Annotated in this window: 12 protein-coding genes and 1 pseudogene; 5 read left to right on the plus strand and 8 right to left on the minus strand. The window is 61.8% G+C overall.

Annotation, left to right across the window (positions count from 1 at the left end; translation table 11 throughout):
• The first annotated feature begins 35 nt into the window (after window positions 1-35).
• From NGR_RS07995 to NGR_RS08005, 3 genes are all read left to right on the plus strand, one after another.
• Window positions 36-1,094 (plus strand): GlxA family transcriptional regulator, encoded by a 1,059-nt coding sequence (locus NGR_RS07995; RefSeq protein WP_015887746.1) that lies wholly within the window; start codon window positions 36-38, stop codon window positions 1,092-1,094.
• 42 nt (window positions 1,095-1,136) lie between these two features.
• The gene (locus NGR_RS08000) at window positions 1,137-2,411 is read left to right on the plus strand and encodes a DUF4147 domain-containing protein (RefSeq protein ID WP_015887747.1); all 1,275 of its coding nucleotides are present in this window, start codon (window positions 1,137-1,139) and stop codon (window positions 2,409-2,411) included.
• A 90-nt stretch (window positions 2,412-2,501) separates the two neighbouring features.
• Complete coding sequence (locus NGR_RS08005) at window positions 2,502-2,921, plus strand: GlcG/HbpS family heme-binding protein (RefSeq protein ID WP_015887748.1); 420 nt, start codon at window positions 2,502-2,504, stop codon at window positions 2,919-2,921.
• 924 nt (window positions 2,922-3,845) lie between these two features.
• Here NGR_RS08005 and NGR_RS08010 read toward each other — a convergent pair.
• Window positions 3,846-4,508 (minus strand): hypothetical protein, encoded by a 663-nt coding sequence (locus tag NGR_RS08010; protein WP_015887750.1) that lies wholly within the window; start codon window positions 4,506-4,508, stop codon window positions 3,846-3,848.
• A gap of 93 nt (window positions 4,509-4,601) precedes the next feature.
• Window positions 4,602-4,853, minus strand: a complete 252-nt coding sequence (locus tag NGR_RS08015) for a hypothetical protein (protein WP_032490847.1) — start codon at window positions 4,851-4,853, stop codon at window positions 4,602-4,604.
• 395 nt (window positions 4,854-5,248) lie between these two features.
• On the opposite strand from NGR_RS08015, the gene NGR_RS08020 reads away from it, so the two are divergent.
• Window positions 5,249-9,865, plus strand: coding sequence for an adenylate/guanylate cyclase domain-containing protein (locus tag NGR_RS08020; RefSeq protein WP_032490845.1), 4,617 nt, complete (start codon window positions 5,249-5,251; stop codon window positions 9,863-9,865).
• Window positions 9,866-10,095: 230 nt separating this feature from the next.
• On the opposite strand, the gene NGR_RS08025 is transcribed toward NGR_RS08020, so the two are convergent.
• The 6 genes and pseudogenes from NGR_RS08025 to NGR_RS08050 all read right to left on the minus strand — a co-directional run.
• Window positions 10,096-11,169, minus strand: a complete 1,074-nt coding sequence (locus NGR_RS08025; RefSeq protein WP_015887753.1) for a hypothetical protein — start codon at window positions 11,167-11,169, stop codon at window positions 10,096-10,098.
• Window positions 11,166-11,678 (minus strand): hypothetical protein, encoded by a 513-nt coding sequence (locus NGR_RS08030; RefSeq protein ID WP_015887754.1) that lies wholly within the window; start codon window positions 11,676-11,678, stop codon window positions 11,166-11,168. The genes NGR_RS08025 and NGR_RS08030 overlap by 4 nt, the downstream gene beginning before the upstream one ends.
• A gap of 3 nt (window positions 11,679-11,681) precedes the next feature.
• The gene (locus NGR_RS08035) at window positions 11,682-12,896 is read right to left on the minus strand and encodes a macrolide family glycosyltransferase (RefSeq protein ID WP_015887755.1); all 1,215 of its coding nucleotides are present in this window, start codon (window positions 12,894-12,896) and stop codon (window positions 11,682-11,684) included.
• Window positions 12,893-13,120, minus strand: a complete 228-nt coding sequence (locus NGR_RS08040) for a hypothetical protein (protein ID WP_032490844.1) — start codon at window positions 13,118-13,120, stop codon at window positions 12,893-12,895. Before NGR_RS08040 ends, NGR_RS08035 begins: the two co-directional genes overlap by 4 nt.
• Window positions 13,121-13,534: 414 nt before the next feature.
• Complete coding sequence (gene istB, locus NGR_RS08045; protein ID WP_015887098.1) at window positions 13,535-14,272, minus strand: IS21-like element helper ATPase IstB; 738 nt, start codon at window positions 14,270-14,272, stop codon at window positions 13,535-13,537.
• Window positions 14,273-14,284: 12 nt separating this feature from the next.
• Window positions 14,285-15,067 (minus strand): annotated as a pseudogene (locus tag NGR_RS08050) (Mu transposase domain-containing protein); the annotation flags it as partial.
• A gap of 38 nt (window positions 15,068-15,105) precedes the next feature.
• Between NGR_RS08050 and NGR_RS08055 the strand changes: the two are divergent.
• Window positions 15,106-15,375 (plus strand): DUF5372 family protein, encoded by a 270-nt coding sequence (locus tag NGR_RS08055; protein WP_010875067.1) that lies wholly within the window; start codon window positions 15,106-15,108, stop codon window positions 15,373-15,375.
• Window positions 15,376-15,563: the final 188 nt, after the last annotated feature.

Below are 15,563 nucleotides of genomic sequence, written 5' to 3' on the forward strand. Positions count from 1 at the left end.
GCAAATTGTGAGCATTCGACGAGAGGAGCGTGGAAATGCGAAACATGAGAACAGCGGAAAGGCTATTTAGTCTGTATTTGCTCCCGGACTTTTCGCTACTGGCCCTCTCCTCCGCGATCGAGGTGTTGCGTTTAGCGAATGAAGTAGTCGGTTCGACAAGATACAAGTGGCGTATCATATCCGGTAACGGCGAACCCGTTTCCTCGAGTTGTGGCATGCGCGTCACCGTTGACGCTTCCCTGCCCTACGAAAGGGAGCAACTAGGAAAGTCCGCGGGGCCGTCGATGGCTGTTGTATGCGGCGGTGGGACCACTCCCGATGCTTTCAAACCTCTCGATACCTGGCTGCGCGAGTGCCGCAACCACCGCGTTGCACTCGCCGGACTTGCGAGCGGCACGTTTATTCTGGCGCGGGCCGGACTAGCCGACGGCCGACGATGTGCGATCCACTGGGAGCATTTCCCAAGCTTCTCGGAGGAATTTCCGGATATCGAGGCCCAACAAACCACATTTGAAGTCGATGGGGACTTGCACACTTCTCCTGGTGGCGATGCCAGCTTTGATATGTTCCTCAACTATGTTGAGGAAGACAGCGCCCGGATTGTTGCTAACCGGGTGTGTGAGAAGGCGATGGTCGACCGGGTGCGCGACCCGGGTGAACGACAGCGATTGCCCCTTCAGGCTCGGGTCGGCATCAATCATCGAGCCCTGATCAGAGTTATCGAGCTGATGGAGGCCAATGTCGCTGAGCCTCTTACGCTTGCGCAAATGGCTCCCTCGAGCGGCCTCTCACGCCGGCAGATCGAGCGAATATTCCACCAGGAGATGGGACGCTCCCCGGCAAGGTACTATCTGGAGTTGCGTCTGGAACGAGCGCACCTGCTCCTTCTAAGCTCGCCGCTTCCGGTCATTGATATTGCGATGGCATGCGGCTTCATCTCTGCATCCCACTTCTCGAAGACTTATCGCGAGACATATGGATGCTCGCCGCAGCAGGCACGCATTGCCGCGGCCGAGCGGCGAAGAGTTCAGCATGCTTCATCTCACGCTCACTCGCGACCCGCCGTCCAGGCCTTGTCCGCATGGGCGGGGTAGCAGAACCCCGCACCATACCTCTTTGCGTGGAAAGGTTTGCCGATGGAATTGCTGGCCCAATCTGCTCAGATGGCCTTGAAGATGCGATCCGATGCCAGGGACATTTTCCTTGCAGGGGTCGAAGCTGTGGACCCTGCCCGCGCCGTAGATGTCGCCCTAAGGCAGAAGCAGGCGGCGCTCGCCAAGGCACATCAGGTCATGATCGTTGCCTTCGGACGCGCGGCCTGCGCGATGGCCGAAGCGGCGATGAGTGCCATCGGAGACAAGATCGGCAAGGCCGTGGTTGTTACCGACCACGAGAACCTGCGACCTGTCGAAGGCGCCCGAACATTATGTGCCGGCTATCCGGCCATCGATCCCGGTGGGATGCTTGCAGCTTCGGAGGTGGAACTGGCGGTTTCGGCCGCGACCCCGAAGGACATGGTTCTGGTTCTCGTCAGCGCCGGCGGACCTGCAATGCTGTGCGCACCGCCATTTGGCATCAGTCTCGGCGCAAAAATCAGGCTTCAGGACATGCTTGTCCGCGAAGGCGCAGACATGAAGGAAATCCTCGCCGTACGCCACGCGGTTTCGAGGATCAACGACGGCCGACTGGCGGAGAAGGCTGGCGGTGCTCAGGTCTTGTCCATGATCTACTCTGATGTCTCAGGCGACGAGATCATCGCGGTAACGCAGGGACCGACGGCTAGGCTTTTTCAGCGAAACGCGACGGCGATTGGAGTGCTAGAAAAATACGGGCTGGTTGGTCGCACAGACCGAGCTATCCTCGACTATATCAGATGTGCCCATGAAGGGAGGGCACACGCTGGTGGCAGCATTGAAAACCTGATCATTGGCGGCAATGGCGTGAGCCTGAACGCGGCTGCTGCGCATGCCGCGAAGTGTCATGGCCCGGCCCTGATGGGACAGCATCGGGTGGATGAAGACGCCGCCGTTGCCGCAGAGCAGCTTCTGGTCCTCGCTCGTGAAGTTGGCTCAGGTGACGGCCCCCTGGCCTTGGTTTCCGGACGCGTGGCGCGCGGCGGGCGTAATCACGAGATCGCACTTCGGTTCGCCCTTCTGGCCGAACGTGAGCCTCTAGCTCGTCCCTGGGTTTTTCTTAGTGGCAATACGGACGGGCGGCACGGCCCGCACAGGTCCGTCGGGGCGATCGTCGATCGGGGCTCCTGTTCCTGGATGCGTCAACTCGGGATCGATCCACGCCGGCAGTTGACGGCGGGCGATGCGTCGTCCGTGCTCGCAACTTCGGGTGACCTGCTGCTGATCGGCGATACGGCCTCCAACGTCACGGACATAGAACTGATCCTGCTGGGATAGGCCGCTTCATTGGCGGGATGATCGTTCGGCAGGCAAGCAAGCAGGCTTCCGAACACGAGACTGGGCATTGCGGAGATAGAGGAACCAAGCATGACTGGATACACGGAAACAATCTGCATTTCTCATGCAGCAGCACTGAAAGCACTTGAAGCAGGAACTGCCCACGCTTCGGGTATTCGCGTGCCGCAGTGCATCGTGATCGTAGATCCGAGCGGCGAGACGGTCGCCAGCGTCAGGATGGATGGTGCCAAGTACCTGAGCATGCATACTGCCCGTGCGAAAGCGAGGACGGCGGCATCCATCAACGGCGCGACTGGCGACATGCCTGTAGAGTTCGGAGTAGCTGCCGGGATCGCATCTCAAGGTGGGGTGACCCACCTCCCTGGCGGTCTGCCGATCCGCTTTAACGGTCGCATTGCGGGGGCGGTCGGCGTCGGCTCAGGCACAGGGGAACAGGATTTCGCCGTGGCGAGGGCGGCGCTAGCGGCTATCGGCGCAGACGAAGTGTGAGCGCCGAGCGCGCAAACGGGATTTGCGAATCCTACGAGTGCCGTTCTGCTGACTGCTCGAGTACACCCGGCAGGACGGAAAGGAGTATCGTTGTAAATCCTTCAAAAAATCCGGGAGTGCTTCCTGATGACTGGCGGATCGAACTACCCGGCAGCATAGGCGACCTTAGCCTTGACCGGACCAAAATGCGCCTGGAATGCCGCCGCCCTTCCACCCGTCGCGGCCGCCAACGACAGGCGAGATGAACGGCTCGATTGAGATCAATGCGGGCATTGTGAGTTCCAGTCTCGGGATTCCGCTTTCCACCCACCCGCGACACTGATGAAGGTGAATTCTCGACCCATTGTTGTTGTTAGCGTCTTGCGCCGATTGAGCCCCAAAAGCAGGCTCCCCACTCCCAGCCCCTAATTCTGATCCAGCGGGCGAGACGACGAGACGACGGTAGGTATTAAGATAACAGAAGTGAGCCACGGTCGATCTTGCGCGAGGTTGGTCTCACGCCTATCTCAGCGGAGACGGCCACATAGTTAGAGCGCGATATGTCTGCCCTCTGGTTTGCAATTGACGTCGCGCAGGGACTGGTCGCAGCCACGGCCATGACTGTCTTTCTCATTCAACTCGTTCGGGGGAAAGTCACTATGAAATGGCTGCAGGAAAGACTTTGGTGGTTTTGATTGAGCTTCCTGGTAACAAGGCTAAGAGTGTCTCCCGAACGATGCGCATAAGCAGGCACTTTAACAAGCTGATTGCAGTAAGTCTGAAACCAGGTAATCCTGTAGCTCGAATTTAGTTCGGTTCGCTTGCCGACCGACAAAGCAAGTCCTTAGATCACATCCCCACCACAGCGGCAGCTTTGCCATCATGACCTTGGCGACCAGCTTGCATTCTGCTTCCGATCCATTGGAGCCATCCGAAATTTTTTGACTATTTGCAAACTTTCACATTATCAATTCCTTTAGATAAACATGTGATTTTCAAAGAAAGTAGACGGAATAAAGCCTCCATCTTCTTAGAAAACGGATATATACTTGCTATTTTCCGCACATTTATTCCTAGTATGTTGGACATAGCTTCTGCAACACATGAATTCAATTGTTCAATGCCTATATTGTTGTTCGCAATGATGAGTGCCTTGTTAAAGTTTCCGTCGTCACTCAAGAGCACGCCCGATACGCATTGCCGTCCCGGACTAAAGGCGGACAAAATCAACCTGCGAAAGGATTCTTCGACATGGATACCCTCGAGTGCGTCGAAGCGCACTCCGGCTGGCGTTACAATTTCATCGCCAAAAGTCACGCCGATAAAATTCCGCGTGACACGTTTCTGCCTTTCGACCCTCACGCCGGCAGCAGCTGCAAGGGTCGTGGACAGCGCAAAGACGGCATCTCTGCGAGGACGATCGCCGCCTTTCATGCCTATCCCTAGCTGTGCTGGGATTGATGTGAAGCCATTTTTGCCGTTGCGCGACACCCCAATGAAGTCGGTAGTGAAGTCGAAGGGCTCGGCTGCCGAACTCTGGCATGCCAACGAGCCCGCAAGCAGAACGACGGAGACGCGCGCAGGAAGATCTTTGATAAGTGAGAACAATTGGAAGTACCTTTCTTCCGGTATGCCGAGAAGTGGCAGGACCACAGATCCCGACGCACGGCCATCCGGATCTCTCCACCTGCTTTCGGTGGCCTATGCGATGTCGCTCAGCACATCCAAATACCCGATGCATCGAGGCTCGAAGCTTTCTCCCACGCTTAGGCGAAGTTGGCGTTCAAGACTGATGGCATTGAGTGTCGATTCCTCGTCTGTCAGCTTTTCGAAATCCACAATTCCTTGCCTGATGCGACTTGCCGCCGAGAGGCAGTCACGATCATTCGCATTCGACGCCGTGAACCCAAGCGCAAGTACCATCACCATGGTCTTCGTCGTCGAGAACGCCATTTTTTGGTGCCCCACCAGTGCGTTGCGTCAACATACCGTGCTGCATCTGAAGTGCAATGTCGGCGGTTGGCGCAACTTATTCGTTCAGATGAGCAAGACAAAGGGCGTTCTTCCACCCACCCACGACGGATGGGAACCGGAAAGATCGACCCACCTGAGACGTTCGACGGAGTGACGTTTGACGACCGGCCTGTGCCCTCTACCTCAACCTCAGGCGCGCCCTCCCGCGCAGCGGGTTCGTTCCCCGGCCGCAAATCTTTGGTTGCGGACATTGAGGTCGGCGAGGGCATCGTCGAAACCTTCACCATTCCGGACTTTGTTGTCCTCGAAGTGAAGGACCTCCCAGTCCGCGTGTTTGTAGCGTAAAATTGATGGTGACGTTCCAGGAGGTGGGCATGAGCGTGGATCGCGTTCAGCGCCGAATAGCCGCCATCCTTGCGGCCGACGTGGTCGGCTACAGCCGACTGATGGGCAAGGACGAGGAGGCGACGCTCGCAATACTGAAAGCCCATCGCGAGATCGTCGACACGCTTATCGCCGAGCACAGCGGCCGCATCTTCGGAAGTGCCGGGGACAGCGTCGTCGCCGAGTTCGCAAGCCCGGTGGAAGCTGTCCGGTGCGCGACAGAAATTCAACTTGCGCTCGATCGGCAAAACAAAGAGATGCCCGAGCAGAGCCGCATGCGCCTGCGCATCGGCATCAATCTCGGCGACGTCGTCATCGACGGGGACAATCTGATGGGCGATGGCGTGAACGTCGCCGCACGCCTGGAGACACTCGCACCGCCAGGAGGAATCTGCATCTCCGAAGCGATCCATACACAGGTGCGTGACCGGCTCTCGCTCGATTTCCTGGATATGGGCGAGTACAAGGTGAAAAACATCGTCCGCCCGGTGCGGGTCTACCGTGTGCCGCTCGCCTCCGAAGAGCGGATCAGGTCACCCTTCCGGGGTCTCGATGCCTTCGATTTCGAGCATGCGGAGCTGTTCTTCGGTCGCGCGCGTGCCATCGCCACCTGCACCGAGAGGTTGGAGCAGCTTGCGGCAAGCGGCAGGGCGTTCCTGCTGATTTACGGCATGAGCGGCTCGGGCAAATCGTCATTGCTGCGGGCCGGTCTGCTGCCCGCCATCACCAAAGCGGGCGCCACGCCTGGAATTGCACTGTGGCGGCGCTGCGTTATCCGTCCTTCGCAAGGACCGAGCGCGGTCGCATCCTTGGCAGCAGGGTTGCTGCGTAAAGAAGCCCTTCCCGAGCTTGCCGAGGAGAAATCAGCCGCCGAGCTAGCGGATCTGCTGCGCAGCGCTCCCGAACGAGCCGTTGCACTGGTCCGCGCGGCGCTGGGCAGAGCAGCCAACGCTGCGGGCATAGCCCCCTCGCAATGCCGGCTAGCGCTTGCCGTCGATCAGTTGGAGGAGCTGTTTACGACCGAGGCTGAGCCGGCGTCGCGCGCCCTGCTCGTACGGCTGCTCATGGCCTTTGCCGGCAGCGGTCTTGTATGGGTGATCGGCACGATCCGCTCGGACTTCTATCATCGATGTAGCGACGTGCCGGGTTTCTCGGTGCTGAAGGACGGACTCGGCAGTTACGAGTTGCTGCCTCCCACCAGCGCGGAAATCGCGCAAATGATTCGCGAGCCGGCGCGCTCGGCCGGCCTGCGATTCGAGGAGAGCGCCGATCACGGCCGGCTGGACGATGTTCTGCAGGGGGCTGCAACTGCCGATCCCGGATCCTTGCCGCTTCTCCAATTCATGCTCGATGCCCTCTACGAGGCTGGCCGGGACCGTCGCCTGCTTACCTTTGCAGCGTATCGTGCGCTGGGTGGACTGGAAGGTGCGATCGCGCGGCGCGCCGACGAGGTGATCGATGGGCTTCCGCTAGAGATCGAGGAAGCATTGCCCGTGGTTCTTCGGGGTTTGTCGACGGTGCGGCTGGGAGACGAGACTGTCGCAGCACGACCGGCCCCGCTTGCCGACCTTGCTTCGTCGCCTGCGCAGGCAACCCTTGCGGAAGCCCTGATCGCGGCCCGCCTCCTCGTGAGCGACGAGGACGCCGAAGGGCATGCCATCATTCGTGTGGCACATGAGGCGCTGTTGAGCCGCTGGCCGCGCGCTCGGGACATCGTGAACGCGAACCGAACTTTCTTGGAGACCCGCGCGCGGGTCCAGGCGGACGCCCACCGGTGGCTCCTAGACAATAGGAACCCGGACCTGTTGCTGCCCGCCGGCAAGCGGCTGGCCGAGGCCGAGGAGCTGCTTCAGTCGAGGCGAGAGGAGGTCGATGGTCAGGTCATCTCCTATGTCGATGCCTCGATGCTTGCGCACGAGGTGCGGCTGGAGAAAGAGCGGCAAGCGGAGCGAGCGCGCATAGAGACGGAAGAAGCTACCAAGCGCGAGCGCCTGGAGCACGAGGCCGCCCGGCAGCGCCTGGAGGCAGAGGCGGCGACGCGGCTCGCGCGGCGCACACGGATCGGTGCGGCCGTCGCACTAGTGTTGGCGGTTGGGGCTGCAGCCGGTGCCGTCGTGGGATTGCGAGGTCAGAGCGAAGCGATCCGCCAAGCCGAACGGGCGGAGGGGAACGCCAGGGAGGCGAAGGCTGCAGAGATGCAAGCGCGGGCCGCGGAAGCGCAAGCGCGCGAGGCTAAGGATCAGGCACTGCGCAATCAGTCCCTCTCGCTTGCGTTCCTCTCACATACGACCGAAACCGCCGGCGACACTGAGGCGGCCATCCTGCTGGCATTGGAAGCATTGCCGAAAGACATGGCCGCGCCCAGTCGACCATACCTGCCGGAAGCTGAGGCGGCCCTTTACCAGGCTCTGCTGCAGCACCGTCAAACCGCGGTCTTCCGCCACGACGATGGCGTAACAGATGCCGCCTTCAGCCCGACCGGGGACCGTATCGTCACCTCCTCATATGACAAGACCACCCGTATCTGGAACGTTGAGGATAGCTTTCAGATCGCGATCTTGAAGGGCCATGAAGGCCCGGTAGAGAGGGCTTCTTTCAGTCCGGATGGGAGCCGCGTCGCCACCGCCGGGCGAGACGGCACGGCGCGCATCTGGGATGCTGCTTCGGGGGGGCAGCTTTACCTGCTTCCTCAGCCGGGCAACGTCAACACCGCGATGTTCAACGCTGCCGGAACGCGTCTGCTCACCGGATCGGATATGAGAGCACCGGCCGTCTGGGATACGCAGACGGGAAAGAAAGTAGCTGCCGCAGAAGGCGATTGGACGACGTCAGCGATGTTCAGCCCCGATGGACTGAGCTTTGCGGCCGGCTATGGAGAAGAGCGGTTAGTGCGTATCTGGAGCGCGGAGGATGGCCGCCCTATAAGAGAAATATACAACCGATCGTGGCCTGATGAAGTCATCTTCAGTCCGGACGGAAGCAAGCTGGTGGCAAATGCATGGCGCACTCTCACATGGAACGCTGTGCCCCGGCTTTGGGATGTGCCGAGCGGCTCCGAGGTTGCCACGTTTGGCGATCATGCGAGCGACACGCAGGGGACCACTTTCAGTCACGACGGCCGCCTCATTGCGACGGTCTCTCTCGACGGCACGGCGCGACTTTGGGACGGTGTCTCCGGCAAGGAGCGTGGCGTGCTCGGCCGCGAAACTGCAGGGCTGAAACGAGACCAGGCCGGCGTCCCGGGACCGGAGATTGACAAGGAGATGAATTGCGCTTTCAGCCCTGACGACAAGCTCCTGGCGACCGCTTCCCTGGGGAATCTGGTCCGCCTCTGGGACGTCGAGAGCGATTCCGAATTCGCGGTCATCGCGGGACATCGGGGCTTGGTTGAGCACGTGGCTTTCAGTCCCGATGGAACTCGGCTTCTTACGGCGTCTCATGACGAAACGGCGCGGTTGTGGGACATCGATGGCGTGCTGACCACGAGCATGCGGCATCGGCGCCCTCCGACATTTGCAGCCTTCAGCCCAGACGGCACCCGCGTCATTACCGGCGGAGGCGATGACACAGCCAACATTTGGGATGTGGCAAGCGGTCGCGAGGTCGTCCGACTTGAGCCGAATAGCGGCTTCATCGGGGATGCCACGTTCAGCCCGGATGGACATCTCGTTGCGACCGCCTCTTCGTATGGCCGCATCGTCTTGTGGGACGCGAAGAGTGGGCACGAGGCACTTCGGCTAAACAGCGGCAAGGCGGCTGTCGTCAATCTCCAGTTCAGCCCAGGTAGCGACCTCATAGCCTCAGCGTCGGATGACGGAGCGGCGCGCCTGTGGAATACATCGACAGGCGTCCAGATTGCTGTTCTGACGACCGGCGGGAACCTGCGGAAGGTTCTGTTCAGCCCGGATGGCGAGCTCGTCCTCACTGCACTGAAGGACTACACCGCTCGGCTCTGGAAGCGGGACGGCACCGAAGTCAGGGTTCTAGCCGGACACGAGAAACGGATCACGGCAGCAGCCTTCAGCCCCAATGGCCGTCTGGTTGCCACTAGCTCGCTGGACGGGACGGCGCGGGTGTGGTCGATCGAGGACGGCAGTGTCGTCGCCACGATGCGGCGTCCCGGCGAGGCGCTGACGGACGTAGCCTTTAGCCCAGATAGCAAGTCGGTGGTGACCGCTTCGCGCGACGGGTCGGCGCGTATCTGGGACGTTGCCGACGGCGCCGAACAAGCTGCTTTGAGAGGACACAAAGGCTTCGTGAGAGAGGCCACGTTCAGCCCCAGCGGACTGTATGTTGTCACCGCATCGCCGCAAGATGGCACCGTAAGGCTGTGGTCGGCCAGCTCTGGTCGAGAGATTGCGATCCTTACCGGTCTGGAGACAGTGGGAAACGTCGAACCGGCGAGCACGCTCGCCGTCTTCAATTCGGAAGGAACTCGAATGGCAGGCGTGTTCGGTGACAAGGTTGCCCGGATCATTCGCGTTTTCCCGACACCTCAGGACATGATCGACTACGCCAGGACCGTCGTGCCGCGCGAACTGACACCATGCGAGCGGCAGCGCTTCTTCCTGCCGGTCGAGGGCGACATCGGGGAATGCCCCAACTGAGGACACGGGCAATGTCCGAAACTGGCGCATCATGCCCATTCAGCTTCCGCAGTCGGACTTCCGCTGTCCACCCATCCACGACGGATGTGAACCGGAAAGATCGACCCGTTGCGGACTTCCGCCGACAGCGGCGGAATGTCCGGTGCTCGCGCTTCCGTGACGGTGGTGAGTGCTTCTCGGACATGCGAGAGGCGCCACGGCAATTCTCAAACCTGCCGTTCGCTCAAGTCTTAGGTGCGTAGTAGCGGTCGGTCTCCGCCGGATTTACAACTGCCCATGCAGTAGAAGGATTTCGGCGCAGCGTCGGTTTCCGCGCCTTTGCGTTCAGCCGTGCAAGGAAACCCGGAAGCTTTCAGCGTCAGCGTCGCTTTTTCTCCTTCCGAGGATTTTTGTCGTAAGTCGCGCCGGATGATCTCGATCACGGTCTCCGTGGTGCGGTCGAGATAGCTGCGTCCGTCGGCGAGCCGCGCCGTCGGGCTCATGTAGCTTTGCGGGCCGACGTGGGCTGCCGGGTCGAGCGAGTGCACCGTGATCTTCCCGGCGTCCAGGGCCTGGTTCCAGGCGCTGCGCCGCCACAGGCGCCAGCGCTGCGGGAAAAGTCCGACGCCAACCCGCTCGATCCAGTCGTTTGGGCTGGTGAGCCTGTACAGGTGGAGCGCATGCGTGAGGTCGTTGGCGCCGTTGTGGAAACCGCCGAGCGTGATCAGCCACAGCGGAGCGCCGAGCTGGAGGAAGAGCTCCTCGACTGCGCCGGTGGCCGATTGGGCGCCACCGCTGTAGCAGAGCAGGACGACCGGTATACCGCTGGCGGGCTCGTAGCCCGCCAGCCGGAGCTGGTCGGCGATCTGGGCGCCCACAGCCCGGTTGTATAGCGGGCGGTACCGGCGGTCGGCGGCCACAAAGGTCTGCATGACGTTGTGCAGGAACAGAGTGATGCCGACGTGCCGCCGGAGCCAGTCCCATGCAGGGCGCCCTACGAGCGGCTCTGCCATAGGCGAGTAGGGCTGGACCTGGCCGAGCACGCGCAGTTCCGGTGCTCCGGCTATGATGGCCTTGACGAGTTGGCCGCCGTCGCGCGTGTCGGTGAAGCGGCGCTTGCCGATCCCGTCCAGGTAGACCACGTAGGCATCCGGCGGTCGCCCTGGATCGGCACCCCTGGCGTAGGGCACCTCCGGTGGTAGCGTGGCGGCCGGCGCGCGCCGGCCGATGGTGTAGACCATCAGCTCGTAGCGGGCGAGCAAGCCTTCGACGAGCAGGAACGGACCGAGCGCCAGAAGGGCGATGAGCAGGAGGAACTCGCTCATACGATCGCCTCGGGCTGCCGTGAGCCGGCGATGATCCTCGCGATCAGCCGTCGGACCACCTCGACCGTGGCGGTGAGCCCGACCCCCGCGATGGCGATGCACCCGGCCGCAGGCCACCAGCCCAGTCCAGACACCCCGGCGAGCGGGCTGGCCAGCCCTGCCCCGACACCGGTCACAAGCAGGATGTGCAGGAACGGCCCGAGGAGCGGGAACGCTAGGACGGCGGCCAGAAGCAGCGGGGCGACCAGGACGGGTGTCCAGGCCAGCCCGTTCGTTGCGGGCAGCGGGGCCGCGTCAGGCGCCACGACCGGCTGCACCAGGTCGGCGAATGTCCACGCGGCGTGCGGCCACAGCGCGATCACCGTGCCCTCGACAACGGTGCCTGTCACCATCAACCCGGCCACAAGCCGCGGGGACAGCTTGGGCCTGCGCGCCACCAGGGGCAGCACCCGCCCGGCACTTTCGGAAAGCCCGGCGAGGACCAGCAGGGCGACGACGGTCGTCGACATGGTTCAGAGCCCCCGTGCTCGATCGGTCGCTGTGCCTCCGCGTGCGTCGTCGAGGTACTGCTCGAGCTCGTCGGCGGCGCGCCGGGCCCCGCCGGCTTTCTGCTGTGCGGCGCGCTGTGCGGCTGCCGCCTCGCGGAAGCGCGGCTCGTTTAGCAGACTCCGGGCGAGCGCGTGCACCGTCTCCGCTGTCGCGTCTTCCGTGCGGAGCGAGAGGCCAGCACCAAGTTCGACGACCCGCCGGGCCACCAGCGGCTGGTCCGCGCCCTGTGGCACGACGAGCGTCGGCACCCCGGCCCGCATCGCTTCGTTGACACTGTTCATGCCGCCATGCGTCACGAAGAGCGCCGCCCGGTCCAGTACCTGGAGTTGCGGCACGGATCGGCGGACCAGCACGTTGGCCGGCAGCGGATCGAGGTCTGCCGGTTCCGTATGCCCGGTCGAGACGACAACGGTGCCGCCCATCGGCGCCAGCGCGGTCGCGAAGGTCCGCAGCAGGGCAGGCCCCGCATCGAACACCGTGCCCAGCGACGCATAGAGCACGGGATCCTCCAGCCGAACGGCGTCGAACCCCGGATCAGTCAGGCGGGAACCGACGCTCGCCCCGACGAACCGGTACGAGGAGTCGAATGCGTCGGCTCCGGGCTGAAACGCGCTGGAAGTGAAGACCAGGTTCAGCGGCTCGCCCGCATTCATCAGGTCGGTCAGGGGCAGCGCGCGGGTGTCGTAGCCGCGGTGGAGCGCCCAGCGGGCGCGAACGAAGCCCCAGCCGAGACGAGGACGGGCCGCCGCGGCGGCCACCAACTCGCGGGAGATGCCGGTGGGGCTGGGCACCTGCCTATTGAACGCGAACGTGGTGAACGTGGCCGCCGCCGGGACATCGAGTTCACGCGCGGCTACCGCGCCCCATGGACAGGCCGCCCCGTGCACGATCAGGTCGGGCCGGGTGCTGCGGAGGTCCGAGAGCACACCGGGCAGCAGCCCCAGAGCGGCCCGCGCGAGCTCTTCCAGCATCGCGAGCGGGATCGGCGGATCCGGCAGGGGCAGGTTGCCCCCGGAGTAGAGGTGGACCTTCGCACCAGCGGCCTCAATCTGAACCGCGAACGCGGGGGAGGTGTGATAGGTCACTGTGTGACCACGCCGGACGAGCTCTGCCACGACCGGGAGCGTCGGGTTGATGTACCCGTGCATGCCGATGTTGAGGAACGAGACGGTACTCATCGACGGCCTCCGCGTCCCCCCGCCACGGGATCGCGCGGGTATAGTCTGGGGCCGATAATGACCAGTTCGTCGAGGGCCGGGTTCGCCGAGAGCACCGCAGCGTGTGTCAGTCGGCCGGAGTGGCTGAAGTCCCAGAACGCGGGCCAGGCCACCACCAGCGCGATCGTTCCGCCGACACCGGCGTCTGGATCCGTGTTAACGAACCGACTGGAAAGCATCAGCATTGCCCCCCTCTACCTCAATCGGTCATTCTTGACGCTTCATCTATCAGGAAAGCGGCTCGGAGGCATCCTGTGCCAAGGTTCAGGATATTCTGTCCGGAGGAGGGGCGCGACTACGCCCTCAAGCGGCTGGCACGCGAGCTAACTATGCACTTCGCGTAGAGACAAGAACATTGCCCGCCAGGAGCCCTCTTTGCGCACGGAGCGATCAAGTGCGATCACCGGAGCGCGCCGGAACGGATTTACGCACGCTGCTAAACACGGTACAAAAATCTGGAGGGGGAAACCGTGTGCCGATTCCGATGAAGCCGCCCCTTTGTTCCGAGATGATTGCGCCCCCGGTTTCCGGGATGATCTCGCCCCCTGTTTAGTGGGGTCTGCAGGCGATGATTGTTGTCAGTTCATTCAGGCGAGGTGTCAAGCTTTGCGCGGCAGATTTCGGCGTAGGCTTTCGCCGCTCAGTTCAATGCGGTGAGCATTGTGGACCAACCTGTCGAGTATGGCATCGGCATAGGTTGGGTCGCCGATGACGCCGTGCCATGCGGATACGGGAAGTTGGCTGGTAATGATCGTCGATCGACGGCCGTAGCGATCTTCGAGGATTTCGAGCAGATCGTGACGGGCCTGTTCGTTGAGCGGCTCGAGTCCCCAATCATCGAGGATCAGGAGCTGAACATGGCCCAAGGTCCGTTGCAGCCGGGCATACCTGCCGTCACCACGAGCGAGCGCAAGCTGAGCAAACAGCCTCGGGACACGCTGATAGAGCACTGAGCGATCGTCGCGGCAAGCCTTGTGGCCAAGAGCGCAAGCCAACCAACTCTTTCCGACACCTGAGGGTCCGCAGATGGCCAGATTGTCATGCGCGTTGATCCAGTCGCCAGCGAGCAGTTTCATGAAGAGGGCGCGGTCAAGGCCGCGTTCGGCGCGATAATCGACATCTTCCGGGGTAGCCTGGTGGCGAAGCTTGGCAAACCGGAGGCGTGCCGCAAGCTTGCGATCGTAACGGGAGCTCCATTCCCGTTCGAGCAGTAATCCGAGCCATTCGGCGTGCGAGAGATGTTCGGCTTCGCCGTTGCCAACGAGTTCACTGAAGGCCTTTGCCATGCCGGCCAGGCCCATGGCATTCAATTTATCCAGTGTTGGATGAGCAAGCATCTTTCGTTCTCCTTAGTGATAATAGCGGGGTCCGCGGATGTTGGCGTGATGGATCGGTTCATGCGACGCCGCTCCATTTGAGGCAGCTGTTCGGTCAAGGTGATTGTCGAGGATGGAGCGCACCGAGCCATAGGTCCGGGCCCCGATCTCCAACGCACGGCTACAAGCGGCATTGACCCTGTCGCGGCCAAAGCTCTTGTTAAGGCGGATGATCCCGAGACAAGCGCGGAAGCCCTGCTCGGGATGCGGCCTGTCGGCAAGGATGCGCTCGCACAACAGCGCAACATCCGGCCCCATGGCAGAGGCTTCGCGTTGAATCCGTTCGATCGTCCAATCGGCAAAGCGGCGATGCGCCGAGGGCATATGATCAGGGATCGTCGTGTGCTTGCCATTGCCGCTGGAGCGGCGATGGGCGGCAATACGCTCGCCCTTGTGGAAGATCTCGATCGTATTGGCGGTGATACGAGCCTCGACCTGCTCACGGGCGAAGCGATAGGGAACGGAATAATAGTGCCGCTCGATCTCGACGTGATAATCCAGCCCGGCACGCCGGATACGCCATTCGGCAAAGACATAGCGTTCGACAGGCAGTGGTCGCAAAGCTGGGCGATCAAGCTCTTCGAACAGTTGGCGGCGGGTGGCACCGACGCGGCGCAGGACCCGCTTATCGTTGAGATCATGGAGCAATTCGCCGATCGCCGCATTGACCTCGGCCAGGCTGTAGAAGATGCGATGGCGCAGGCGGCCCAGTAGCCAGCGTTCGACAATGCGAACCGCAGCTTCCACTTTCGCCTTCTTTCAAGTCCAGGACTGCAGTTCGTACTGACACTCAAGTGCGTATAGAGTTCGAGGTCACGCACCCGTTCCATCCGTGGCGCGGCCAGCGCTTCGTGTTGTCGACACGCAAGCAGAACTGGGGCGAGGATCGCGTCATGTTCTACGACGCGGATGGGCGGCTTCGCTCGCTGCTTGCGTCATGGACGGACGTCGCTGCACCCGATGTTTTCATTCAGATCGCGGCCGGTAGGTCGTTCGTGCGTCCAGATGATCTGGCAACCCTAGCCGCATTGATCGAGCAAATCGAGCGCAGCCATGGCGGCTGAATGCGTGTCAGGCAATTTATGCCGATTATGTAAATCTAATTATGCCGAATCATACGGGCGCTCACAGCGATAATTGCCTCTACATTGTAGTTATATGCAGCATAAACAGCCATATCGCCCGGCGTCGTTAGGTTGACACGTTCTCTATCGAGGCGTAATTTGATTTACACCACTAGGAAGAGGTTATG

It is taken from the genome of Sinorhizobium fredii NGR234 (assembly GCF_000018545.1).
Classification (GTDB): Bacteria; Pseudomonadota; Alphaproteobacteria; order Rhizobiales; family Rhizobiaceae; genus Sinorhizobium; species Sinorhizobium fredii_A.

What these genes read in the sequence shown, in the direction of transcription:
- NGR_RS07995 (WP_015887746.1), top strand. Translation starts at nt 36, where the DNA reads ATGCGAAACATGAGAACAGCGGAAAGGCTATTTAGTCTGTATTTGCTC.
- NGR_RS08000 (WP_015887747.1), top strand. Translation starts at nt 1,137, where the DNA reads ATGGAATTGCTGGCCCAATCTGCTCAGATGGCCTTGAAGATGCGATCC.
- NGR_RS08005 (WP_015887748.1), top strand. Translation starts at nt 2,502, where the DNA reads ATGACTGGATACACGGAAACAATCTGCATTTCTCATGCAGCAGCACTG.
- NGR_RS08015 (WP_032490847.1), bottom strand. Translation starts at nt 4,853, where the DNA reads ATGGCGTTCTCGACGACGAAGACCATGGTGATGGTACTTGCGCTTGGG.
- NGR_RS08020 (WP_032490845.1), top strand. Translation starts at nt 5,249, where the DNA reads ATGAGCGTGGATCGCGTTCAGCGCCGAATAGCCGCCATCCTTGCGGCC.
- NGR_RS08025 (WP_015887753.1), bottom strand. Translation starts at nt 11,169, where the DNA reads ATGAGCGAGTTCCTCCTGCTCATCGCCCTTCTGGCGCTCGGTCCGTTC.
- NGR_RS08030 (WP_015887754.1), bottom strand. Translation starts at nt 11,678, where the DNA reads ATGTCGACGACCGTCGTCGCCCTGCTGGTCCTCGCCGGGCTTTCCGAA.
- NGR_RS08035 (WP_015887755.1), bottom strand. Translation starts at nt 12,896, where the DNA reads ATGAGTACCGTCTCGTTCCTCAACATCGGCATGCACGGGTACATCAAC.
- NGR_RS08040 (WP_032490844.1), bottom strand. Translation starts at nt 13,120, where the DNA reads ATGCTGATGCTTTCCAGTCGGTTCGTTAACACGGATCCAGACGCCGGT.
- istB (WP_015887098.1), bottom strand. Translation starts at nt 14,272, where the DNA reads ATGCTTGCTCATCCAACACTGGATAAATTGAATGCCATGGGCCTGGCC.